This window comes from Roseateles sp. GW821-FHT09B06, assembly GCF_059418245.1.
The window spans coordinates 71,407-94,884 of the sequence record NZ_JBWKPM010000008.1 but is presented as its reverse complement, the minus strand read 5'-3'; the positions used below and the strand labels follow the sequence as shown (position 1 = coordinate 94,884).

19 protein-coding genes are annotated in these 23,478 nt (G+C 68.7%); 5 read left to right on the top strand and 14 right to left on the bottom strand.

Annotated elements, in window-relative coordinates; genetic code table 11:
- Positions 1–7: 7 nt before the first annotated feature.
- From AC07OQ_RS09510 to AC07OQ_RS09490, 5 genes are all read right to left on the bottom strand, one after another.
- Complete coding sequence (locus AC07OQ_RS09510) at positions 8–1,333, bottom strand: ABC transporter substrate-binding protein (RefSeq protein ID WP_495052875.1); 1,326 nt, start codon at positions 1,331–1,333, stop codon at positions 8–10.
- Between the two features lie 58 nt (positions 1,334–1,391).
- Positions 1,392–2,456, bottom strand: coding sequence for a branched-chain amino acid ABC transporter permease (locus AC07OQ_RS09505; RefSeq protein ID WP_495052874.1), 1,065 nt, complete (start codon positions 2,454–2,456; stop codon positions 1,392–1,394).
- Between the two features lie 95 nt (positions 2,457–2,551).
- Positions 2,552–3,481 (bottom strand): branched-chain amino acid ABC transporter permease, encoded by a 930-nt coding sequence (locus AC07OQ_RS09500; protein WP_495052873.1) that lies wholly within the window; start codon positions 3,479–3,481, stop codon positions 2,552–2,554.
- A gap of 122 nt (positions 3,482–3,603) precedes the next feature.
- Positions 3,604–4,389 (bottom strand): ABC transporter ATP-binding protein, encoded by a 786-nt coding sequence (locus tag AC07OQ_RS09495; protein WP_495052872.1) that lies wholly within the window; start codon positions 4,387–4,389, stop codon positions 3,604–3,606.
- 82 nt (positions 4,390–4,471) lie between these two features.
- The gene (locus tag AC07OQ_RS09490; RefSeq protein WP_495052871.1) at positions 4,472–6,427 is read right to left on the bottom strand and encodes an AMP-dependent synthetase/ligase; all 1,956 of its coding nucleotides are present in this window, start codon (positions 6,425–6,427) and stop codon (positions 4,472–4,474) included.
- A 190-nt stretch (positions 6,428–6,617) separates the two neighbouring features.
- Here AC07OQ_RS09490 and AC07OQ_RS09485 point away from each other — a divergent pair, with 190 nt between their 5' ends.
- Positions 6,618–7,379 (top strand): Crp/Fnr family transcriptional regulator, encoded by a 762-nt coding sequence (locus tag AC07OQ_RS09485; protein WP_495052870.1) that lies wholly within the window; start codon positions 6,618–6,620, stop codon positions 7,377–7,379.
- Here the strand turns inward: AC07OQ_RS09485 and AC07OQ_RS09480 are convergent.
- The 8 genes from AC07OQ_RS09480 to AC07OQ_RS09445 form a co-directional block, all read right to left on the bottom strand.
- Positions 7,359–8,807, bottom strand: coding sequence for an N-acyl-D-amino-acid deacylase family protein (locus tag AC07OQ_RS09480; RefSeq protein WP_495052869.1), 1,449 nt, complete (start codon positions 8,805–8,807; stop codon positions 7,359–7,361). The genes AC07OQ_RS09485 and AC07OQ_RS09480 overlap by 21 nt on opposite strands.
- A complete protein-coding gene (locus AC07OQ_RS09475) occupies positions 8,804–9,709 on the bottom strand; it encodes a MurR/RpiR family transcriptional regulator (RefSeq protein WP_495052868.1) in 906 nt (301 codons plus the stop codon). The genes AC07OQ_RS09480 and AC07OQ_RS09475 overlap by 4 nt, the downstream gene beginning before the upstream one ends.
- 177 nt (positions 9,710–9,886) lie before the next feature.
- The gene (locus AC07OQ_RS09470; RefSeq protein ID WP_495052867.1) at positions 9,887–11,176 is read right to left on the bottom strand and encodes an alanine racemase; all 1,290 of its coding nucleotides are present in this window, start codon (positions 11,174–11,176) and stop codon (positions 9,887–9,889) included.
- Entirely contained in the window at positions 11,173–12,156 is a 984-nt protein-coding gene (locus AC07OQ_RS09465) for an ABC transporter ATP-binding protein (protein WP_495052866.1), read from the bottom strand. The genes AC07OQ_RS09470 and AC07OQ_RS09465 overlap by 4 nt, the downstream gene beginning before the upstream one ends.
- Positions 12,156–13,169, bottom strand: a complete 1,014-nt coding sequence (locus AC07OQ_RS09460) for an ABC transporter ATP-binding protein (protein WP_495052865.1) — start codon at positions 13,167–13,169, stop codon at positions 12,156–12,158. The genes AC07OQ_RS09465 and AC07OQ_RS09460 overlap by 1 nt, the downstream gene beginning before the upstream one ends.
- Positions 13,166–14,008 (bottom strand): ABC transporter permease, encoded by an 843-nt coding sequence (locus AC07OQ_RS09455; protein ID WP_495052864.1) that lies wholly within the window; start codon positions 14,006–14,008, stop codon positions 13,166–13,168. The genes AC07OQ_RS09460 and AC07OQ_RS09455 overlap by 4 nt, the downstream gene beginning before the upstream one ends.
- Positions 14,009–14,087: 79 nt before the next feature.
- Entirely contained in the window at positions 14,088–15,029 is a 942-nt protein-coding gene (locus tag AC07OQ_RS09450; RefSeq protein WP_495052863.1) for an ABC transporter permease, read from the bottom strand.
- 7 nt (positions 15,030–15,036) lie between these two features.
- Positions 15,037–16,557 (bottom strand): ABC transporter substrate-binding protein, encoded by a 1,521-nt coding sequence (locus tag AC07OQ_RS09445; protein WP_495052969.1) that lies wholly within the window; start codon positions 16,555–16,557, stop codon positions 15,037–15,039.
- A gap of 218 nt (positions 16,558–16,775) precedes the next feature.
- Here AC07OQ_RS09445 and AC07OQ_RS09440 point away from each other — a divergent pair, with 218 nt between their 5' ends.
- Positions 16,776–17,165 carry a RidA family protein gene (locus AC07OQ_RS09440; RefSeq protein ID WP_495052862.1) on the top strand — a complete coding sequence of 130 codons (390 nt, stop codon included), beginning with the start codon at positions 16,776–16,778 and terminating at the stop codon, positions 17,163–17,165.
- Positions 17,166–17,290: 125 nt separating this feature from the next.
- Here the strand turns inward: AC07OQ_RS09440 and AC07OQ_RS09435 are convergent, their stop codons facing one another.
- Positions 17,291–17,890, bottom strand: a complete 600-nt coding sequence (locus AC07OQ_RS09435; protein ID WP_495052861.1) for a GNAT family N-acetyltransferase — start codon at positions 17,888–17,890, stop codon at positions 17,291–17,293.
- A 248-nt stretch (positions 17,891–18,138) separates the two neighbouring features.
- On the opposite strand from AC07OQ_RS09435, the gene imuA reads away from it, so the two are divergent.
- From imuA to AC07OQ_RS09420, 3 genes are read left to right on the top strand one after another with little or no spacing between them, the layout of a single operon-like run.
- The gene (gene imuA, locus AC07OQ_RS09430; protein WP_495052860.1) at positions 18,139–18,954 is read left to right on the top strand and encodes a translesion DNA synthesis-associated protein ImuA; all 816 of its coding nucleotides are present in this window, start codon (positions 18,139–18,141) and stop codon (positions 18,952–18,954) included.
- Positions 18,911–20,236, top strand: a complete 1,326-nt coding sequence (locus AC07OQ_RS09425) for a Y-family DNA polymerase (RefSeq protein ID WP_495052859.1) — start codon at positions 18,911–18,913, stop codon at positions 20,234–20,236. Before imuA ends, AC07OQ_RS09425 begins: the two co-directional genes overlap by 44 nt.
- Positions 20,233–23,403, top strand: coding sequence for an error-prone DNA polymerase (locus AC07OQ_RS09420; protein ID WP_495052858.1), 3,171 nt, complete (start codon positions 20,233–20,235; stop codon positions 23,401–23,403). Before AC07OQ_RS09425 ends, AC07OQ_RS09420 begins: the two co-directional genes overlap by 4 nt.
- Positions 23,404–23,478: the final 75 nt, after the last annotated feature.

Here is a 23,478-nt window from a genome sequence, read left to right as displayed (position 1 = left end):
CAGGCGATCAGCTTTGGCAATCCTCCGGCGAACGGCGGGTCAGCTTCTTCTCGCCCGCGTACTTGTCCGCGCCGGCCTTGACCATCGGCTTGATGATCTGCTCGTCGGCCTGCAGCCAGTCGGAGCTGAAGTTCCACTTGGCGCCGTCCCAGGTGTGCACGCGCGCCCAGGTCGAGCCCATATGGTCCTGGCAGGAGGTGGAGAGCGGGCGCAGCACGCCGGAGAAGCCCAGCGCGTCGAGCTTCTTCTGGTCCAGCGCCAGGTTCTCCAGGCCCCAGCGCACCTGCTCGCCGCTCATCACCTTGCCCTTGCCGAAGCGCTCCTGCGCGCGGCGCACCGCCTCGACGCCCAGCATCTGGATGATCAGGCCGCGGGTGTAGAGCACCGAGCCGACCTCCTCCTTCGGCCCCGTGCCCTGGCCCTTGTCGTGCACGTTCTTCAGGATGTCCTGGATCACCTTGGGCGTCTGGCCCGAGGTGTTCAGCGCCAGCGCGTTGTAGCCCTTGGCGCCCTCGCCCACGTCCTTCACGTCCGGCTCGGCGCCGGCCCACCAGACGCCATACATCTTCTCGCGCGGATAGCCGGTGGCCTGGGCCTCCTTCAGCGCGGTGCTGTTCATCACGCCCCAGCCCCACAGCAGCACATAGTCGGGACGCTGCTGGCGCACCTGCAGCCAGGCCGACTTCTGCTCGACGCCGGGCGCCGTCACCGGGATCTTGACCAGGTCGAAGCCGTGCATCTTCTGGCGCTCGTCCAAGAGCGGGATCGGTTCCTTGCCGAAGGGCGAGTCGTGGTAGACCAGGGCGATCTTCTTGCCCTTGAGCTTGTCGAAGCCGCCCTCCTTCTTGGCGATATGCTGGATCAGCATGTCGGCCGCGGTCCAGTAGCTGCCCATCAGCGGGAAGTTCCACTTGAAGACATTGCCGTCCTGCGAGGACGACAGGCCGTAGCCCAGCGTGATCAGCGGGATCTTGTCATTGGGCACCTTGTCGGTCAGCGCGAAGGTGATGCCGGTGGCCTGCGGATCGAACAGCGAGGCGCCCTTGCCCTTCAGGCGCTCGTAGCATTCGACGCCCTTGTCGGTGGCGTAGCCGGTCTCGCATTCCTCGAAGGTCAGCTTGACGCCGTTGATGCCGCCGTCGCGCGTATTGATCAGCTTGATGTAGTCCTGCTTGCCGTTGGCCCAGGGCGTGCCGTTGGGCGCATAGGGGCCGGTGCGGTAGACCAGCAAAGGGAAGAACTGCTCCTTGGACTGCGCCTGCACGGCCGAGCCGCTCAGGGCCGAGGCGCAGGCCGCCAGCGCCAGCGCGATGGATTTGATGCTTGTCTTCATGCTTGTCTCCTTATGGGCACTCGTGGTGCGTTTCTCTTGGGGATGGGAACTCCAGGGATCAATGCGGGAAAGGCCAGAGGCGCAGCTTCTCCTTGGCCGTGGCCCAGAGCCTTGCCAGGCCATGGGGTTCGACGATCAGGAAGAACACGATCAGCGCGCCGAAGATCATGCTGGTCAGGTGCGAGGCGGTGGCGGTCGAGATCGGGATGCCGAACCACTGCGGGATCTGGTCCAAGAAGATGGGCAGCAGCACGATGAAGCCCGCGCCCAGGAAGGCGCCGAGGATCGAGCCCAGCCCGCCGATGATGACCATGAAGAGCAGCTGGAACGAGCGGTCGATATTGAAGGCGGCCGGCTCCCAGGCCCCCAGATGGACGAAGCCCCACAGCGCGCCGGCCACGCCGACGATGAAGGCGCTGACCGCGAAGGCCGTCAGCTTGGCGTACACGGGACGGATGCCGATCACCGCGGCGGCCACATCCATGTCGCGCATCGCCATCCACTCGCGGCCGATCGCGCTGCGCACCAGGTTCTTGGCCAGCAGCGCGAACAGCGCCACGATGGCCAGGCAGAACAGGTACTTGGACGCCGGGCTCTGCAGCGGGATGCCGAAGACATTCAGGCCGGCCACGCTGACCGAGCCGGAGTCCGAGCCGTTGGTGACCCATTTCAGCCGCAGCGCCGCCCAGTCGACGAAGAACTGCGCGGCCAGCGTCGCCACCGCCAGGTACAGGCCCTTGATGCGCAGCGAGGGGATGCCGAACAGCACGCCCACCACGGTGGAGCAGGCCCCGCCCAGCAGCAGCGAGAGGATCAGCGGCATGCCGTCGATGCGGACCTGGAAGTTGTAGGCCGCATAGGCGCCCACCGCCATGAAGGCGCCGGTGCCCAGCGAGATCTGGCCGCAATAGCCGACCAGGATGTTCAGCCCCAGCGCCGCCAGCGACAGGATCAGGAAGGGGATCAGGATCGCGCGGAACAGGTATTCCGGCGCCGACAGCGGCACCACGACGAAGGCGATCAGCAGCAGCGCGACGACGGCGATGCGGTCCTGGCGGATCGGGAAGATCTGCTGATCGGCGCGGTAGCTGGCCTTGAACTGGCCGTTTTCTCTATAGAGCATGCATGTCTCCGATGATCTTTTGGCTTCGGCCGCTCACTACGTTCGCTTAACTTCGCTGTGCGAAGTTAGCCTGCGCCGAAAAATCATTGCCCTCGTCATACGCGGTCAATGATTTTTTCGCCGAACAACCCTTGCGGCCGGAAGAGCAGGAAGACCAGCGCCAATACATAGGCGAACCAGATCTCGATGCCGCCGCCGAGCATCGGGCCGATGTAGATCTCCGACAGCTTCTCGCCGACGCCGATGATCAGCCCGCCGATGATGGCGCCTGGCACCGAGGTCAGGCCGCCCAGGATCACCACCGGCAGCGCCTTCAGCGCCACCAGCGAGAGCGAGAACTGCACGCCCAGCTTGGAGCCCCAGATGATGCCGGCCACCAGCGCGACGAAGCCGGCCACGCTCCAGACGATGATCCAGATGGTGGACAGCGGAATGCCGATCGACTGGGCGGCCTGGTGGTCGTCGGCCACCGCGCGCAGCGCGCGGCCGGTGCCGGTCTTCTGGAAGAACAGGGCCAGCAGGATCACCAGGGCCGCGGCGATCAGGGCCGCATAGAGGTCCTCCTTGCCGACCAGGATGCCGCCCTGGAACAGCGAGTCGGCCACGATCACCGGGTCCTTGGGCATGCCCACATCGATCTTGTAGATGTCGTTGCCGAACAGGGTCTGGCCCAGGCCGTCGAGGAAGTAGGTGATCCCGAGGGTCGCCATCAGCAGGGTGATGCCCTCCTGGTTCACCAGCCGCGAGAGCGCCAGCTTCTCGATCGCCCAGGCCACCACCACCATCACGCCACAAGCCAGCACGAAGGCCAGCAGATTGGCCAGCAACTGGCTCTGCACGCCGGTCCACTGCGGTATCCATTCGGCGAAGCGCGCCATCGCCAGCGCCGCGAACAGCACCATCGCCCCCTGGGCGAAATTGAACACGCCCGACGCCTTATAGATCAGCACAAAGCCCAGGGCGATCAGCGAATACAGCATGCCGGCCATCAGGCCGCCGATCAAGGTCTCGAAGAAGAATCCCATATCAGCTCATCCCTTGGCACGAAGGCCCTTGCATTCCCGAGCGAACACCGCAGATCCGGCCTTGCCGGGCCGCCGGTGTTGCCCCCTTGAGGGGGCGCGCGAAGCGCGTAGGGGGTGGTTCATCAATGTGAAGTGCCCAGGTAGGCACGGATCACGTCATCGTTGCGGCGCACCTCATCGGGCGCGCCATCGCCGATCTTCTTGCCGTAGTCCAGCACGACCACGCGGTCGCTGATGTCCATCACCACACCCATGTCATGCTCGATCAGCACGATGGTGGTGCCGAACTCGTCGTTGACGTCCAGGATGAAGCGGCACATGTCCTGCTTCTCCTCGACGTTCATGCCCGCCATCGGCTCGTCCAGCAAGAGCACCTGCGGCTCCATCGCCAGCGCGCGGCCCAGATCGACGCGCTTTTGCAGGCCGTAGGGCAGGCGGCCGACCGGCGTCTTGCGATAGGCCTGGATCTCGAGGAAGTCGATGATGCGCTCGACCTGCTCGCGCTGCGCGATCTCCTCGCGCTCGGCCGGTCCCCAGCGCAGTGCCTGCAGGAAGATATTGCTCTTCATGCGCAGGTTGCGGCCGGTCATGATGTTGTCCAGCACGCTCATGCCCTTGAACAGGGCCAGGTTCTGGAAGGTGCGAGCCACGCCCATCTCGGCCACCTGGCGCGAATTCATGTGCTTGAAATGCTGGCCGCGGAAGGTGATCGAGCCCTGCTGCGGCTGGTAGACGCCGTTGATGCAGTTCAGCATCGAACTCTTGCCCGCGCCGTTGGGGCCGATGATGGCGCGGATCTCATGCTCGCGCACATTGAAGCTGATGTCGGTCAGCGCCTTGACGCCGCCGAATGCCAGGGAGATGTTCTGGACGTCGAGGATCACGTCCCCGATCTTCTTGCTGGACATCAGGCGGCCCTCCGGACGGCGGGGAAAGTCTTAGTTCCGGCATCACGTGCTTTGCACATGAGCCTGCTCTGAAACCTTTTCATCATGCTGCCCTCCGGGCGACCGAAAAGGTTTTGACATCGACGATCTTCAGCTCGGCGGACACCGAACCGCTGCGGCCGTCCTCGAACTTCACCGCCGTCTCGATGAACTGCGAGCTCTTGCCGGCATAGAGCGCATCGATCAGCACGCCGTACTTGTCGGCGATCGCGCCGCGTCGCACCTTGCGGGTGCGGGTCAGCTCGCCGTCGTCGGCGTCCAGTTCCTTGTGCAGGATCAGGAAGCGGGTGACCTGGCTGCCGGCCAGCAGTTCGTCCTGGGCCAGGTCGGCATTGACCTTCTCCAGGCAGTCGCGGATCAGCTCGTAGACCTCGGGCTTGCCCGCCAGGTCGGTGTAGCCCGCATAGGGCAGGTTGCGGCGCTCGGCCCAGTTGCCCACCGCCTCGAAGTCGATGTTGACGAAGGCGCAGACCCGGTCCTTCTTGTCCCCGAAGGCCACCGCCTCCTTGATGTGGGCGAAGAACTTCAGCTTGTTCTCGACATACTTGGGCGCGAACATCGCGCCGTCATTGGGTCCGCCGAGGATACGGCCGACGTCCTTGGCGCGATCGATGATCTTCAGATGGCCGCCCGCGTCGATGAAGCCGGCATCGCCGGTGTGGTACCAGCCCTCGGCGGTCAGCACCTCGGCCGTGGCCGCCTCGTTCTTGTAATAGCCCTTCAGCAGGCCGGGCGAGCGCACCAGAATCTCGCCGCTGTCCGCCAGCCTGATCTCCACGCCCTCGATCGGCACGCCGACCGTGTCGGCCTTGGCCTCGTGGTCGGGCTGCAGGCAGACGAACACCGCGGTCTCGGTCGAGCCGTAGAGCTGCTTCAGGTTGATGCCGATGCTGCGGTAGAAGCTGAACAGATCGGGGCCGATCGCCTCGCCGGCCGTGTAGGCCACGCGCACCCGCGACAGGCCAAGGGTGTTGCGCAGCGGCCCGTAGATCGCGACATTGCCCAGCGCGTACCTGAAGCGATCCAGCGCGCCGACCGGCTTGCCGTCCATCAGCGCCGGGCCGACCTTGCGCGCCAGCGCCATGCAGGTCGCGAACAGCCAGCGCTTGAAGCGGCCCGCGTCCTCCATGCGTATCATCACCTGGGTCAGCAGGCCCTCGAACACGCGCGGCGGCGCAAAGTAGTAGGTCGGGCCGATCTCCTTCAGATCGATGGCCACGGTGCTGGCGGACTCGGGGCAGTTCACCACATAGCCGCAGGCCAGCCACTGCGCATAGCTGAAGATGTTCTGGCCGACCCAGGCCGGCGGCAGATAGGCCAGCACCTCCTCGGCATGGCTCAGCTTGTCGAAGCGCGCGCCGGCCTGGGCGCGGTCGATCAGGCTGCGGTGCGTATGCACCACGCCCTTCGGATTGCCGGTCGTCCCCGAGGTGAAGAACATCGCCGCCACATCGTCGGGCACGCCCGCCTGCACCGCGCCGTCGAAGAAGGCCGGATGCGCGCCGGCATGCTGGCGGCCGCGCGCGCACAGATCGTCCAGCGAGGCCAGGCCGGGCTGCGCATAGTTGCGCAGCCCGCGCGGATCGTCGAACCAGATCTGCGCCAGTTGCGGGCATTGCTCGCGCACCTCCAGCAGCTTGTCGACCTGCTCCTGGTCCTCGACGATGGCAAAGGCGACCTCGGCATTGGTGATCGGGAACACGAACTCGGCCGCCACCGCGTCCTGGTACAGCGGCACCGGGATGGCCCCGAGCGACTGCGCCGCCAGCATCGCGGCCGACAGGCGCGGCCGGTTCTCGCCCACCACTACCAGATGCTGGCCGCGCTGCAGCCCCGCCTGCGCCAGGCCATGGGCCAGTTCGCGCACCAAGGCCGCCAGCTGCGACCAGCTGAGCGTCTGCCAGATGCCGTATTCCTTCTCGCGCAGCGCCGGCGCGTCGGGGCGCTGCGCGGCATGCTCAAGCAGCAGCCGAGGAAAAGTCGTCGGGAACGTCGCCACCGTTGTCTCCTGTACTCTGGTCGAGCGGGCCTGGCGTCGATCCTTGTCGCGACATCTCTGGGCCCCGGTTGCAGCAATACTAGGCCGGACTTTGACGTTTGGTTGTCATTACGACGACAATCCTAGGGTCTGCACGGGGGCGTGCTTTCCCGAAGCCCCCGGCAAGGGCTTTGTCCGCATGCTTGGCGCCATGAGTTCCCTGGCCTTTTCCACGCCGTCCCGTTCGACACCGCTGCGCCAGCGCGCGCGCGCCGCCACCCAGACCGAGCTGGACGCGATTCCCTGGCTCAAGGTGCTGGAGCCCGGCCAGCGCCAGCAGGCCGTCGCGCAGCTGCAGGTGGCCGATGCCGAGGTGGGCGAGCGGGTCTGCCGCATCGGTCGACCGGCCAGCTTCTGGTTCGGCGTGGTCGACGGGCTGCTGAAGATGAGCAACGACGATTCCGTCGGCCAGGCCGTCACCTTCACCGGCGTGCCGCCGGGCGGCTGGTTCGGCGAAGGAACGCTGCTCAAGCGCGAGGTCTACCGCTACAACATCCAGGTGCTGCGCAAGAGCGTGGTCGCGGGCCTGCCGCTGGAGACCTTCCACGAGCTGCTGGAGCACAGCATCGGCTTCAACCGCTTCGTGCTGAACCAGCTGAACGAACGCCTGGGCCAGTTCATCGCCGCGCGCGAGACCGACCGCATCGGCAACCCCGACGTGCGCGTGGCCCGCAACCTGGCCGCCCTCTTCCATCCGCAGCTCTATCCCGGCGTCGGCAGCATGCTGCGCATCACCCAGCAGGAGCTGGCCTATCTGGTGGGCCTGTCGCGCCAGCGGGTCAACGAGGCGCTGAAGCGCCTGCAGGCGCAGCGGCTGATCAGCGTGGAATACGGCGGCGTGCGGGTGCTGGACCTGCAGGGCCTGCGCGGCTTCTTCCCCGCCGAACCCACCTCAGGCCAGCCCGCGCCTTAGGGCCCGCCCGGACCGCGCCAAGGTGCCCGCCGCGCCCTCCTCATAGGCCTGCTCGCCATTGACGAAAACATGGGCGATGCCCTCGGCGCGGCGCAGCGGCGCCTCGAAGCTGGCCAGGTCCTGCACGCGCCGCGGATCGAAGACCGTGACATCGGCCGCCCAGCCGGCGCGCAGTTCGCCGCGCTCCTTCAGCCGGAACTGGCGCGCCGACAAGCCCGTCATCCGGTGCACCGCCTCCTCCAGGCCGAACAGGCCCCGCTCGCGCCAGTAGCGCGCCAGCACGCGCGGGAAGGCGCCCCACAGGCGCGGATGCGGGTGGCGGTCATGCGGCAGGCCGTCCGAGCCGATCATCGTCAGGCGGTGCGCCAGCACGCGCTCGACATCGTCCTCGTGCATCTGGAAGTAGCAGGCACCGCCGGGCTGCAGGCGCCGGCAGGCCTCCTGCTGGTCGACGCCCCACTCGGCCGCGATGTCGGCCAGGCTGCGCCCGCTCATTTCGGGATGGCTATCCGACCAGGTCAAGAGCACCTCGATCACGCCGTCCACCAAGTCCTCGCGCAGCACCGTGGAGCCGGCCAGATAGGGATAGACATCCAGGCCCACCGGCTGGCGTGCCGCGAAGGCATCGATCAGTGGCAGCGTTTCCTTCGTGCGGCCCCAGTTGGCCGGGCCGGCGCATTTGTGGTGCGAGAAGATCAGCGGCACGCCGGCCTCGAAGGCGGTGTCGGCGGCCTCGTGCATGGCGTCCAGGATGGCGGCCATCTCGTCGCGCAGATGGGTGGCGTAGACGCCGCCATGGCGGGCCACGACCTTGGCCAGCGCCAGCACCTCGGCCGCCGGTGCCGCCGCGGCGGGCTGATAGAACAGGCCCGACGACAGGCCCTGCGCCCCCTCGGCCAGCGCCGCATCCAGCAGCGCGGCCATGCGTGCCAGCTCGGCGGCATCGGCAGGCCGCGCCACATCACTCATCGTCGCGAAACGCAGCGCCGTATGGCCGATCAGCGAGACCACGTTGACGGCGGGACGCGCCTCTTGCAGCGCTGCCTGGTAGGCCGCGAAGCTGTCGAAGCGGAAGGCCGTGCGGCCCAGGAGGTTCAGCGGCGGCGGCGGTTCGCTCGTTTGCAGCGGCACGACCGAGATGCCGCAGTTGCCGGCCACCACGGTCGTGATGCCCTGGGAGATCTTCGGCAGACAGTCCGGCTGCTCCAGCACCAGCGCGTCGTCATGCGTGTGCACATCGATGAAGCCGGGCGCGACCACCAGGCCCGCGCAGTCGATCACGCGCGCGTCCTCGCCATCGGCAGGCAAGCGCTCGCCGATCGCCGCGATGCGCCCGTCCTTCAGCAGGACATCGCCGCGCCAGCCCGGCGTGGCGCCGGAGCCGTCGACGATCAGGCCGCTCCGCAGCAGCACCGGCTGTCCGCTCATTGCGGCACCTGCCAGTTCAGGAGTGGATGGTCATGCGTGTCGATGCCATGGCGCTGCAGCACCTCGCGCACGCTCTTGAGCCGGTAGACCGCCGGCTCGCCGATCGCCTTGGCGATCAGCACGGTCAAGACCTCGATCGCGGTCAGGTGCGCGAGATAGGCCTCGGTGCCCACATGCATGGTCGCGTCGTCCGGTACCTTCAAACCCAGCACGATGTCGGCATTGGCGGCCAGCTTGGTGCCGGGCTGGGTCAGCGCGATCACGGTGGCGCCCTGCGCGCGCGCCACCGTCACGGCCTCCAGCAGCAGCGGCATGCCGCCCACATGCGAGATCGCGACAACCACGCCGCCCGGTCCCTGGGTGGCTGCGGCCAGCAGCTGCGAATGGAAGTCCGACCAGGCATTCGAGACCAGGCCCAGGCGGAACAGCCGCGCATGCAGGTCGGCCGCCATGAAGTTGGAGGTAGCACCGACGGCCAGCACGTCGACGCGGTTCGCCTTGACGATCGCGCTGGCAGCGGCGTCCAGCGCAGCGGCGTCGAACTGCTGCGCCAGGCCGGCGATCGTGCCGGCGGCGCTGCGCGAGACCTTGCTCGCGACCTGCTCGGTCGTGTCCTCCAGCTGCACGCGGCGGTGCAGCGGCGAGCCGCCGACCGCAAGGTCTTGTGCCAGCGCCAGCTTGAACTCGCGCAGGCCCGCGAACCCGAGGTCGCGGCAGGCCCGCATGATGGTCGGCACCGAGGCGCCGCTGCGCGCAGCGAGGTGCTCGAAACTCTCCTCCAGCACCCGCTCCGGGTCCTCCAGCATCAGCGCGAAGATCGCGCGCCGCGCCGCCGGCGCCGTTTCCTGCGCCTCGGCGATCGCGGCCATCAGGCCCTTGTGGTTGCCGTTGCTGCTGCTCATGTCAGTTGTCCATTCACCATCCGCGGCACCCACGCCGTATGAAATTCGCGGGCCGAGCGCCGGGCCGCTCCCAAGCCGGCCCGCCGTGGCGATGTGCTCGCGGGGCATTCCCCGCGAGCATCGCCGCCCCCTCGGGGGACCGGCCAAGGTACGCCTTGGACAAGGGGTTGTTTCACGTTAGAAGTGAGTCAGCACCGCGTCGCTGACGCGGTAGTCGTTCTCGACGATCGGCAGCCAGGTCCATTTGTCGAAGGTGGTGCAGGGATGCGAGATGCCCAGGCCCAGCCGGTCGCCGACCTGCGGGCCCACGCCGCTCGCCGGGTCCCAGCGCAGATAGGCATGCTGGTCGTTCAACCCGGTGATGCGCCAGGCGGACGGGGCGGTCAGCGGCGCGCCGGCATCGAGCGGCGCATGCCAGACCGGCGTCGGCAGGTCGATGTCGAAGGAGATGTCGCGCCGGCCCACGGCCAGGATGGCCAGGCCCGGCTCGGGGCAGGACTGCACCAGGGCCCAGACCTCCAGCGCGCTCTGCAGGCCGTCGACATGCCGGCAGCGCTGGTCCAGCACGTTGACCAGGCGCTTGTAATGGCCATGGTCATGGGTGATGTAGCAGCCCGAGCGCAGCAGGCCCAGCACCGGCCGGTCATCGCCCAGGCGCGGTCGCAGCGCGCCGGCCACCAGATCGAAGATGCCGGAGCCGCCGGCCGAGACGATCACCTCGTCGGCGTCGAACCAGCCGCGCTCGGCGCAGGTCCGGGCCACCGCCTGTACCCGGGCCATCAGCGCGTCGGCATAGGCCTTGTCGGCCACGCTGTCGCCGGTGGCGCCCAGGCCTTCGTAGCATTCGATGCCCACCAGCCGGAATGCCGGGCTGGCATGCAGATGGGCGGCCAGGGCCAGCGCCTCGTCCTGCGTGCGCGTGCCGGTACGGCCGCCCGGCATACCGATTTCCAGACCGATCTCCAGCAGCACCTCGAACACCGGCGCACCGGCGCGGCGTGCCTGCCAGCGCTCGATCAGCGCGCATTGGGCCAGCGAATCGACCAGGAACACGACGCGCAGATCGGCGTGCTGCTTCAGCAGGCCGGCCAGCCCGGCCAGGTCGGCCTCCGTGCAGACCTGGTTGGCGATCACCGCGCGGCGCACGCCGCTGGCCACGCCGACCGCCAGCTGCTTGATGGTCGCGAAGCTCAAACCCCAGGCGCCGGCGTCGAGCTGGCGCTTGAACAGCTGCGGGCTCATCGTCGTCTTGCCATGCGGCGCCAGCGCCACGCCCTGGCCGCGCGCATAGTCCTGCATCCAGCGCAGGTTGTGCTCCAGCGCCTCGCGCCTGATCACGGCCAGCGGCAGCGGCAGGTCGCCGGCCAGTACATTCCATCGCTTGCCCGCCAGCTCGGCCAGCGGCAGCGGCGCCTCGGTCAGCGGGAAGCCCTTCAGAGCGGCACTCAGAACAACAGGCGTGGTCATACGAAAAGCTCCTGGCGCCAGCAGGCCGAGAAACGGCCGGGACGCACTTCGGTCAACGGGGGTTGGGCCTCGGCGCAGCGCGCCTCGGCATGCGGGCAACGGGTGCGGAACACGCAACCCGAGGGCGGATTGATCGGGCTGGGGATGTCGCCCTGCAGCGGCACCGGCCGGTGCGGCGCCTCGGGGTCGGGCTGCGGCGAGGCGGCCAGCAGCGCGCGAGTGTAGGGGTGCAGCGGCTGCGCGTAGAGCGCGTCGGTCTCGGCCACCTCCATCACGCGGCCCAGGTACAGCACGACGACCCGGTCGCACAGGTACTCGACCACGTCCAGATCATGCGAGATGAACAGCATCGTCAGCTTGAAGCGCTCGCGCAGCTCCAGCAGCAGATTCACCACCTGGGACTGGATCGACACGTCCAGCGCCGACAGCGGCTCGTCCGCGACGATGAACTCCGGCTCCACCGCCAGCGCGCGCGCCACGCCGATGCGCTGACGCTGGCCGCCGCTGAACTCATGCGGGTAACGCGCGCCATGCTCGGGCCGCAGGCCCACCAGGCTCAAGAGCTCGGCGATGCGCGCCGCCCGCGCCTCGCGGCCCTTGGCCAGGCCATGGGTGTCCAGCGCCTCGCCCAGGATGTCGGCGATGCGCATCTTCGGGTTCAGGCTGGCATAGGGATCCTGGAAGATGATCTGCAGCTTGCGGCGCAGCTCGCGCATGCGCTTGGCGCTGGCCTGGGCGATGTCCTCGCCGCGGTACAGCACCTGGCCGGCACTCGGCTCGATCAGGCGCAGCACGCTGCGGCCCAAGGTGCTCTTGCCGGAGCCCGATTCGCCGACCAGGCCCAGGGTCTCGCCGGGGCGGATCGCGAAGCTGACATCGTCGACCGCGCGCACCGGCTTCCTGTTCAGGTCGCCGAAGTAGCGCTTCAGATGGCGCACCTCGATCAGGGCTTGTTGTTCCTGCACTTGCTCCGGTGCCATCACACCATCTCCTCGACATGGATGCAGCGCACCTGGCGCTCGGCCTGGCCGATCAGCGCCGGCATCGCCTCGCGGCAGCGCGCCTCGGCCTGGTCGCAGCGTGGCTCGAAGGCGCAGCCCGGCGGCGGCGCCAGCGGGCTGGCCACCTGGCCACGGATCGCGAACAGGCGCTTGGGCCGGGGTTCACCCGGCTTGCGCGCCTTGGCCGGCAGGCAGTTCAACAGGCCCTGCGTGTAGGGGTGGCGCGGCGCGGCGAACAGCGGCCGCACCGGTGCACTCTCGACCACGCGGCCCGCATACATCACCACGACCTCGTCCGCATGGTGGGCCACGACACCCAGGTTGTGGGTGATGAAGAGCATGCTCATGCCGGTCTCGCGCTGCAGCCGGCCCATCAGCGCCAGGATCTGCGCCTGTATCGTCACGTCCAGCGCGGTGGTCGGCTCGTCGGCAATCAAGAGGCGCGGCTCGCAGGCCATCGCCAGCGCGATCATCACGCGCTGGCGCATGCCGCCGGACAGCTGGTGCGGGTACTCGTGCAGGCGCTGGCCGGCGGCCGGGATCTCGACCAGCTCCAGCATGCGCTTGGCGGCCGCCAGCGCCGCGGCGCGGTCCAGGCCCTTGTGCAGGCGCAGGCTCTCGGCGATCTGCTCGCCGATCGTCAGCACCGGGTTCAGGCTGGTCATCGGCTCCTGGAAGATCATCGCAATCTCGTTGCCGCGCAGCGCCCTCGCCTGCCTGGCCGGCAGGCTCAGCAGGTCCACCTGGCGGCCATCGCGGCACCGGAACTCGGCGCGGCCGCTGATGCGCGCATCGCAATCCTTGGGCAGCAGGCCCATCAGGGTCAGGCTGGTGACCGACTTGCCGGAGCCCGACTCGCCGACCAGGGCCGTGGTGCGGCCGGGCTGCACGCTGAAGCTGACATCGGCTACCGCGCGCACCAGGCCGTCATGGGTCGGGAAGGCCGTGCCCAGGCCCTGGACGTTCAAGAGGGGTTCTTGGATCGCGCTCATTTCATGGACTTCTTGAGTTTGGGATCCAGCAGATCGCGCACGCCGTCACCCACCAGCTGCAAGGACAGCGCGGTGAAGATGATGGCCAGGCCCGGGAACAGCACGACCCAGAAGGCCTTGTGCGCATAGCTCTGGCTGCCCGCCACCATCGTGCCCCAGGTCGGGATCTCGGGCGGCACGCCGACGCCCAGGAAGGACAGGCCGGCCTCGGCCAGGATCGCGTAGGCGAAGATGAAGGACAGCTGCACCAGCACCGGCGACAGCAGGTTGGGAAGGATATGGCGCCACAGGATGCGCCAGGTGCCGACACCGACCGCGCGCGCCGCCTCGACGAAGAGCAGCTCGCGCAGCACCAAGGTCGAGGCCCGCACCACCCGCGCGACGCGCGGCGTGTAGACCAGCACCAGGGCCAGCACGACGTTGAACATCGAGGGCCCGAGGATGGCCACCAGCGCGATCGCCAGCAGGATGTCGGGGAAGGACATCATCGCGTCCACCAGGCGCATCAGCGGGCCGTCCAGGCGCTTGAAGAAGCCGGCCACCAGGCCCAGCAAGGTGCCCATCAGCACCGCGCCGAGCGCGGTGCCGGCGGCGATCATCAGCGAGTAGCGGCCGCCATGGACGATGCGGGCATAGACGTCGCGGCCCAGCTCGTCGGTGCCCAGCCAATGCGCGCTTCCGGGGCCACGCAGGCGCTCCAGCACCGCGGTGTCGTTCGGATCGAAGCGGCCGAAGACCTCGGCGCCCAGCGCCAGCACCGAGATCAGCGCCAGCACGATCATCGCGACCAGCACGATGCGACGCCGCACCAATTGTTTGAGAGCGAGTGGAACTTTCATGGCTTCCCGCCGGGCCGCCCCAAGGGAAGCCGCGCCCCCTCGGGGGGCAGTGAACGAAGTGAGCGTGGGGGCTTCATGTCTATACCTTCACCCGCGGGTCGACGACCATGTAGAGCAGGTCGATGAAGAAATTGATCAGCACATAGATGGCCGCGATCACCAGCAGCGCGCCCTGGATCACCGGGTAGTCGCGCCGCAGTACCGCGTTGACGACCAGGTTGCCGACGCCGGGCAGGCCGAACACCGTCTCGGTGATCACGGCGCCGCCGATCATCAGCGCGACGGTCAGGCCCAGCACCGTGACGATGGGCACCAGCGCATTGCGCAGCGCATGCTTGAACACCACCCGGCTCTCGGGCAGGCCCTTGGAGCGGGCGGTGCGCACATAGTCCTCGCCCAGCACGTCCAGCATCGAGGCGCGCGTGAAGCGGATGATCAGGGCCGAGTTGAGCAAACCCAAGACCAGGGCCGGCAACACCAGCGTGTGCAGGCGCTCGATCAAGGGCGCACCGGGTTCGCCATAGCCCGAGACCGGGAACCAGCCGAAGCCGACCGCAAAGATCTGGATCAGCACCAGGCCCATCCAGAAGCTCGGGATGCTGGCGCCCAGCATCGCCAGGCCGGTGAAGAACTGGTCGACGAAGCGGCCGCGGAACACCGCCGACAAGACGCCGCAGGGCACGCCGATCAGCGCCGCGATGCCCACCGCCAGCAGGGCCAGCAGAAAGGTCGGCTCGGCGCGCTCCCACAGCGCCTGCGTGACCGGGCGCTGCAGAAAGATCGAGTCGCCCAGATTGCCCTGGGCCAGCTCGCGCAGCCAGTAGCCGAACTGCAGCGGCAGCGGCTGGTCCAGCCCGTACTGCACGCGCACCCGGGCGATATCGGCCGGCGTGGCCTGGTCGCCCAGTAGCACGGCCACCGGGTCGCCGGGCGCGGCGCGCGTCAGCAGGAACACCAGCACGGCGACGATGGCCATCACCAGCGCCATGCCGCCCAGGCGGGAGAGCAGGTACTTCAGCATCGCAGGCTCAGTTCTTGATGCTGGCGTTCCAGAAGAAGGGCCAGGCCGCAGGCTGGTAGTTCGTCAGCGCCGGGCTGCGCGCCGACAGGCCGGCGAACTTGCCGACGTTGACATAGGGCACCTCGTCGTAGACCACCTGCTGGACCTTGCCCCACAGCGCGCCGCGCTTGACCGGGTCGGCCTCGCGGTTGAAGGCCTCCAGCGCCGCGGTCTTGGCCGGGCTGCTCCACCAGCCGGGCGCGCCGTCGCCCAGTTGCGGCGGCGACAGCATCGGCTCGGGGAACTGGCCCGAATGCGTGATGTAGAGGTCCCACAGCTTGGCTTCGCCGCGGCGCTGCACCAGGGTGGCCCAGTCGACCACGTTGAGCTCCGCCTTCAGGCCGGCACGCTTGAACTGCTCGGCCATCAAGAGGGCCATGTTGTAGTGGAAGTCGTACTGGCGGCTGGTCAGCACGCGTATGGTCTCGCCCTTGTAGCCGGCCTTCTCGGCCATGGCCTTCGCTTTCGCGGCATTGCGCTGGTTGTACTGCTCGGCGCCGGCGGTCGAGTAGAACGGCGAGCCCTTCGGGAAGTGATTCGCCTCGGCGCTGAAGAAGCGCGTGTCGCCGAAGCCGGCGGCCAGCATCTCGCCGCTGCCCATCGCGGTCTGCACCGCCTGGCGCAGCGCCTGGTTGGCCAGCACGCCCTCCTTGGTGTTGAAGACGATGTAGGGGAAGCCGAAGGACGGCGTCATCAGGGCCACGGTCTTGCCCTGGGCCTTGTCCAGCCGCGCCATCGCCTCGACCGGCAGCAGATCCGCATAGTGGTACTGGCCGGCCAGCGCGCCCTCGACCCGGGTGTTGGCATTGGGCACCGGCACGAAGCGCAGCTCCTGGATCAGGGCCTCGCGACGGCCGCCATAGCCGCTGGCCGGCTCCTTGCGGGCGCTGTACTGATCGAAGCGGCTCAAGAGCACGTATTGGTCGGGGCGGCGCTCCTTGAAGCGGTAGGGCCCGGTGCCGACGAAATCCTTCAGAGGCAGCGCGATCGCCTCCTTGGCCATGATGGCGGCCATGCCGGTGGGCAGGGCCAGTTGCGCGACCAGCGGCGCATAGGGATTCTTCAGGGTCAGCTCGATCTCCAGCGGGCTCAACGCCTTCAGGCCGAGCAGTTCCTTGGCCACCGCCTTGCCGCGCGGCGCGTTGTCCATCCAGCGCTGCAGGCTGGCCACCACGTCCTCGGCGTTCAGCTCGCGGCCCGAATGCAGCTTGACTCCCTTGCGCAGTGCGATGCGGTAGGTCTTGCCGTCGGCCGAAACCTTGGGCAGGGCCTCGGCCAGCATCGGGGTGAGCTGCCACTTGGCGTCGAAGGTGTAGAGCGGCTCGAACACATGCTGCATGATGGTGCCCACCAGATCGGCCGTGGACGCCATCGGGTCCAGGGTCTGGGGCTCGCCCACCATGGCCAGCGTCGCATGGCTGCTCGCGGCGCCCGGCTGGGCCTGCAGCGGCAGCGCCTGGAGGCCGCCGATCAGGGCGGTCAGGGCCATCGTCTGGCGCAGAAGCTGGCGGCGCTTGACCAAAGAAGACGAGGCGGCTGGGGATGCTGCTGCGATGCGCATGTTGACGTTCTCCGCATGAAAAATAGTTTCAGCGAAATGAACGATATGCGGTTTTTCGCGTTTCAAACCTAGAGAAAACCCGGTATCAAGCGCAAATCACTGAAATACAATTTCAGCCACAAGCCATCAACCGCAAGGACCTCACCATGCCTCTGGAATACCTGGGTGCCCCGCCCGTGGCCTCCGACCAGCAAGCCCGCCCCTTCTCGCCCGCCGTGCGGGCCGGCGATTTCGTCTATGTGTCCGGCCAGGTACCGGCCAATGCGCAGGGCGAGATCATCGCCGGCGGCATCGAGGCTCAGACCCATCAGGTGATGGCCAATCTGAAGACCGTGCTGGCGCTGGCCGGCTGCACGCTGGACGATGTCTGCAAGAGCACGGTGTGGCTGGACGACGCGCGCGACTTCGGCGCCTTCAACCGCGTCTACATGAGCTACTTCCCCAACGGCAAGCCCGCCCGCTCCACCACCGAGGCCCGCCTGATGGTGGACGCCAAGGTCGAAATCGACGTGGTGGCCTACAAGCCCAAGGACTGAACCACCCCCTACCGGCTGCGCCGGCCCCCTCAAGGGGGCAGCGACGGCCGCCCGGCGGAGCCGGATCGGCGTCGCTCGCTTGGAAATGCACCTGATCCCATGGCGCCTTCGGCACCATGGGATCATCAGGCGCCGAAGGGCGTCGGTTCCGCGGGCGTCCTCGGCAGCGCGGCCCAGCGCGCCGCGGTGATCTCATAGTGCAGGCTGGGCGCCTGGCCTGGCACATCGGCCAGCGAACCCTTCAGCAGCAGGCCCAGGCGGTCCAGGGTCTTGCGCGACGGCGTGTTGGCCGGCTGCACCACCGCCTGCACCGAGGCCGCCTGCAGCCGCTCGAAGGCCAGCGCCAGCGCGGCCTGCGACATCTCCGACGCATAACCCTGGCCCCAATGCTGGGGCCGGAAACGGAAATACAGGTACAGGCCCGGCTGGCCCGCCACGGGCCTATGCATGATGCCGCCCAGGCCGATCAGTTCCTCTGGCTGCTCGCGCAGTGCGATGGCCCAGTAGCCGAAGTTCTGGGCCCGCCAATGCACCAGCCAGCCCTGCAGCAGTTCGGCCGCGGCCGCGGGCGAATGCAGCGGCCCGCCGGGGCTGAAGCGGTTGGTCACCGGATCGGCATGCAGCGCGTAGATCGCGTCCAGGTCCTCTTCGCGAGGGGCACGCAGCAACAGGCGCGCAGTCTCCAGCGGCGTCGATGACAACAGCAGATCCTCTCGCTCGGGCATTGAGGTCAGGCTCCGATTTCTGCATCAAATGTAAGGGTTTGACCTTATATCTCAAGTATCGAGACGTTGCCGCCCTTCGTTCGGCCGCGGCGCCCTTGGCTCGCACGCACCGAGCCCGAAAGCGCGAAAACCTGCACGCGCCGCTCGGGTAAGCGTCGCCCGCTTGGCTGGAATGGCTTCCTCGTATACTGTATAAAAATACAGTTTCATAGCTCGCCGCCTCTCCGCCCACCTTTCCACGCCTTGCCATGATGGATGCCGCAGCCTCACCCCGGCAGGTCCGGTCGTCCCCGGCCGCCGCCCCCCTGCTCAGCGGCCCGCTGGGACAGGCGCTGTGGCGCGGCTCGGAACTGGCCCATGGCCACGGCCCCGGTTTTGCCACCGGCTTTGCGGCGCTGGACGCGGCCCTGCCCGGAGGCGGCTGGCCCGGCCGCGCGCTCAGCGAGATCCTGCAGCCGCAGGCCGGCGTCTGCGAATGGCGACTGGTGGGGCCGGCTCTGGCACCGCTGCTGGCCGGCGGCCGCTCGCTGCTGCTGCTGGGGCCGCCGTTCACGCCGCATCTGCCGGGCCTGGCGGCCTGGGGCATCAAGGCCCGCCAGGTGGTCTGGCTGGCCCCCGCCAGCCCGACGCAAGGCCTGTGGGCCCTGGAGCAGGTGCTGAAGGCCAATGCCGCCGGCGCCGTGATGGCCTGGCTGCCGCAGGCCCGGCCCGAACAGCTGCGCCGGCTGCAGGCCTGCGCCCTGGGCATGCAGGCGCCCGTGTTCGTCTTCCGGCCCGAGGCGGCCCTGCAGCGGCAGGCCTCGGCCGCGCCGCTGCGCCTGGCCGTGCGGCCGCAGGACGCCTGGGGCCTGCGCGTCGAGGTGCTGAAGCGCCGCGGCCCGGCGCTGGACGAGGCCCTGCTGCTGCAGGCCGTGCCGCCGGCCCTGGCCCCGGTGCTGGCCGCGCGCTTGCTGCAGACGCCGCGACCCACGTCCCTGGTGCAAGAGGCGCCGCAAGAGAAGCCGCAAAAGGAGCCCCGTGATGCAGCATTGGCTCGCCCTGCTCGGCAGCGTGTCGGCGCCTGATGGCAGCCCCGGCGCCGCCGCGGCCCGGGAGGCCAGCCTGCGCGCCCTGGGCTGGTGGGCGCTGCAGTTCTCGCCGCGGGTGGCGCGGCTGGAGGAGGCCGTCGTGCTGGAGGTGGCGGCCAGCCTGCGCCTGTTCGGCGGCGCCCGCCGGCTGCACCGGCGGCTGTGGCGCGAAGCGCGCGATCTCGGGCTCACCGGCATGGCCTGGGCACCGACCAGCCTCGCGGCGCTGGCGCTGGCGCGCGCCGGACAGCACGACGGGCTGAGTGCCCCGCTGAACGAGTTGCTCGATGCGCAGCCGCTGGCGGCCCTGAGCGCCGTCCAGGCCCATGAGGCGATGCTGGCGCGCCTGGGCTGCCGGCGTCTGGGTCAGGTGCGCGCGCTGCCGCGCGCCGCGCTGGCGCGGCGCTTCGGCGACGCACTGCTGGGCGCGCTGGACCGGGCCTATGGCTGCGCGCCCGAGGCCCATGTCTGGCTGCAGGCGCCGGAGCGCTTCGAGGCGCGGCTGGAACTGCCCTTCCGCATCGAGCATGCGCCGGCGCTCCTGCACTACGCCGAGAGCCTGCTGCGCCAGCTGTGCGGCTGGCTGGCCGCGCGCCATGCCGGCGTCAAGCAGCTGACCCTGGCCTGGCAGCACGATGCGATGCGCGGCCGCGATGTGAGCCTGGACGGCGCGCTGCAGTTCGGCACCGCCGACGCCACGCGCGACCTGCGCCATCTGAGCCGGCTGCTGGGCGAGCATCTGGCACGCCTGGAACTGGCCGCGCCGGTGGGCGAACTGAGCTTGCGCGCCGACGAGGTGGTGCGAAAAACCGAGCAGGCGGCCAGCCTGCTGCCGAGTTCACCGGATGAGGCCACCGAGCCGCTGCCGCGTCTGTTGGAGCGCCTGGCCGTGCGCCTAGGGCCCGAGCGGGTACGCGCCGGTCTGCCGCTGGAGGACCACAGGCTGGAATGCATGCAGCGCTGGGCCCCCTGGCCCGGCCCGGCCCGGCCCGCCGCGGCGCGCGCGCCGCTGTCCCCGCAGCCCGCCTGGCTGCTGGAGCCGCCGCAGCGGCTGGAGATGCGCGGCAGCCAGCCGCGTTATCTGGGCAAGCCGCTGCAACTGCTGACCCGGCCGCAGCGCATCGAGGGCGGCTGGTGGCAGCAAAGCGCAGGGCCGGGCGTGGTGCAGCGCGACTATGTGCTGGCCCTGAGCCCGCAGGCCGGACTGCTGTGGATCTACCAGCAGCGCCTGTCGGCACCGGACGAATCGGGCTGGTTCCTGCATGGGGTGTTTGCATGATTCCGGATTACGCGGAGCTGCACTGCCTCAGCAACTTCAGCTTCCTGCGCGGCGCTTCCAATCCCGAGGAACTGGTCGAGCGGGCCTGCAAGCTGGGCTATGCGGGCATCGCGATCACCGACGAATGCTCGCTGGCCGGTGTGGTGCGGGCCTATACCCAGCTCAAGCGCATGCGGACCCGCGCCGAGGAACAGGGGCTGAACATCACCCTGCCGAAGCTGCTGATCGGCGCCGAATTCCTGGTGCGCGACGACCTGATGGGCGAGCCCGACTTCAAGCTGGTCGCGATCGCCCGGCATCTGGAGGGCTACGGCAATCTGTGCCAGTTCATCACCGGGTTGCGGCGCGAGAGCGAGACCAAGGGCCGGTACCGGCTGCGGCGCGCGCAGCTGCAGCCCGGGCGCCTCGCCGGCTGTCAGCTGATCCTGCTGCCGCGCCGCGAGGCCAGCGATGCCGAGCTGCTCGCACCCGCGCTATGGCTCTTGCGCCATCATCCGGGCCAGGCCTGGATCGGCGTCGAGCTGCTGCGAGAAACAGGCGACGAGCTGTGGCTGCAGCGCCTGCGCGCGGTGGCCGAGACCACGGCCCTGCCACTGCTGGCCTGCGGCGACGTGCACATGCATCTGCGCTCGCGCAAGCCGCTGCAGGACGTGATGACCGCCACGCGCCTCGCCAAGCCGGTGCGCGACTGCGGCATGGACCTGCAGCCCAATGCCGAGCGCCATCTGCGCAGCCGGCTGCGGCTGGCGCAGCTGTATCCGGAGGATCTGCTGGCGCAGACCCTGGTCCTGATGGGGGGCTGCACGTTCTCGCTCGACGAGATCAAGTACCAATACCCCAACGAGGTCGTCCCCAGGGGCGAGACGCCCTCTAGCCATCTTCGTAAACGTACCTACGCGGGCATGGCCAAGCGCTGGCCGCAAGGTGTGCCCGCGCAATGGCGCGAGCGGATCGACTACGAGTTGACGCTGATCGAGGAGCTGAAGTACGAGCATTATTTCCTGACCGTGGCCGACATCGTCGACTACGCGCGCTCGATCAAGATTCTCTGCCAGGGCCGCGGCTCGGCCGCCAACAGCGTGGTCTGCTACTGCCTGCACATCACGGCCGTCGACCCGGGCCGCAGCACCCTGCTGTTCGAACGCTTCATCAGCCGCGAGCGCAACGAACCGCCCGATATCGATGTGGACTTCGAGCATGAACGCCGCGAGGAAGTGATCCAGCATCTCTACCGCAAATACGGCCGCGACCGGGCCGCGCTGGCCGCCACCGTGATCAGCTACCGCGCCAAGAGCGCGATCCGCGATGTCGGCAAGGCGCTGGGCATGGACGAGGCCCTGCTGGAACGGCTGACGCTGGATCACCATGGCTGGTCCGAGGAATCGCTGCCGGACGAACGCTTAGGCCAGCTCTGCGCCGAACTGGGTCTGGACGAGAGCGAACAGACCTTGCGCCAGCTGGTTCAGCTCTCGCGCCAGCTGATGGGCATGCCGCGCCACCTGAGCCAGCATGTCGGCGGCTTCGTGCTGACCCAGGGGCCGCTGGACCGGCTGGTGCCGATCGAGAAGGCGGCGATGGCGGACCGCACGGTCATCGAGTGGGACAAGGATGATCTGGAATCACTGCGGCTGATGAAGGTTGACGTGCTCGCTTTAGGCATGCTGTCCTGCCTGCGGCGCTGCTTCGACTTCTACCGCCAGTGGCGCGGCCTGGACTACGAGCTGGCCAGCATCCCCGAGGGCGACAAGCCCACCTACAAGATGATCTGCGAGGCCGATACCGTCGGCGTGTTCCAGATCGAGAGCCGCGCGCAGATGTCGATGCTGCCGCGCCTGCGGCCGGAGAACTATTACGACCTGGTGATCGAGGTCGCGATCGTGCGGCCCGGCCCGATCGAGGGCGGCATGGTCCACCCCTATCTGAAGAACCGCAAGCTGCCAAAGGACATGGTGCGCTATCCGAGCGAGGCCTTGAAGCCGGCACTCGAGCGCACGCTCGGCGTACCGATCTTTCAGGAGCAGGTGATGCAGGTCTCGATGATCGCGGCCGGCTTCAGCGCGGATGAGGCCGACGAGTTGCGGCGTGCGATGGCTTCATGGAAGCGGCCCGGCTTGCTGCAGGACTTCCACAGGAGGATTCTCGACGGCATGCACAAGCGCGGCTACACGCCAGAGTTCGCAGAATCCATCTTCAGCCAGATCAAGGGCTTCTCCTCCTACGGCTTCCCAGAATCCCACGCCGCCAGCTTCGCGCTGCTGACCTATGTGTCCTCGTGGATCAAATGCCACGAGCCCGGCCTCTTTCTCTGCGCGCTCCTGAACTCGCAGCCGCTGGGCTTCTACACGCCCAGCCAGCTGGTGCAGGACGCGCGCCGCCACGGCGTCGAGGTGCGGCCGGCCGACGTGAGCGCGAGCGAGCTGGACAGCACGCTGGAGCCCAGCCCCGCCAGCGCGAAGGGCCTGGCCGTGCGCCTGGGCCTGCGCCTGGTGTCGGGACTGTCCACCGAGGCCGCCGAGCGCATCGTCGCGGCGCGCGCGGCGGCGCCCTTTGCCGACGCGCAAGACCTGGCCCTGCGCGCCGCGCTGGAGCAGCGCGAGATGCAGCAGCTGGCCGCCGCCGACGCGCTGCTGTCGCTGGCCGGACATCGCCGCCAGCAGGTCTGGCAGGCCACCGCCTGGCAGAAGCTGCCGCCGCTCTTGCGCGCGGCCGCGGCGCCCGAGCCCGCGCTGGAGCTGCCGGCCGCGCCCGAGGGCGAGGAGGTGCGCTGGGACTATGCGGCCACCGGCCTGACCCTGCGCCGCCATCCGCTGGCCCTGCTGCGGCCACAGCTCGCCCGGCGCGGTCTCAAGAGTTCGGCAGAACTGGCGGACTGGCCCAGCGGCCGAACGGCCCGCACCTGCGGCATCGTCACCGTGCGCCAGCGCCCGCAGACCGCCAAGGGCACGATCTTCGTCTCGCTGGAGGACGAGAGCGGCAATGTGCAGGTGATCGTCTGGCGCGACGTCTATCTGCAGCATCGCTCCACCATCATCAACGCGCGCCTGCTGGCCGTGCAGGGGCGCTGGCAGAAGGAAAAGAACGGCGTCTCGCACCTGCTGGCCCAGCGCTTCGCCGACCTGTCGCACCTGCTGGGCCCGATCCTGACGCCCAGCCGGGACTTCCATTGACGCATCGGGTTCCCTAGCTTGGTGGATGGCGCGCGCGCCCTCGCGGCCTAGCATGCGCACACCACCACCGGAGAC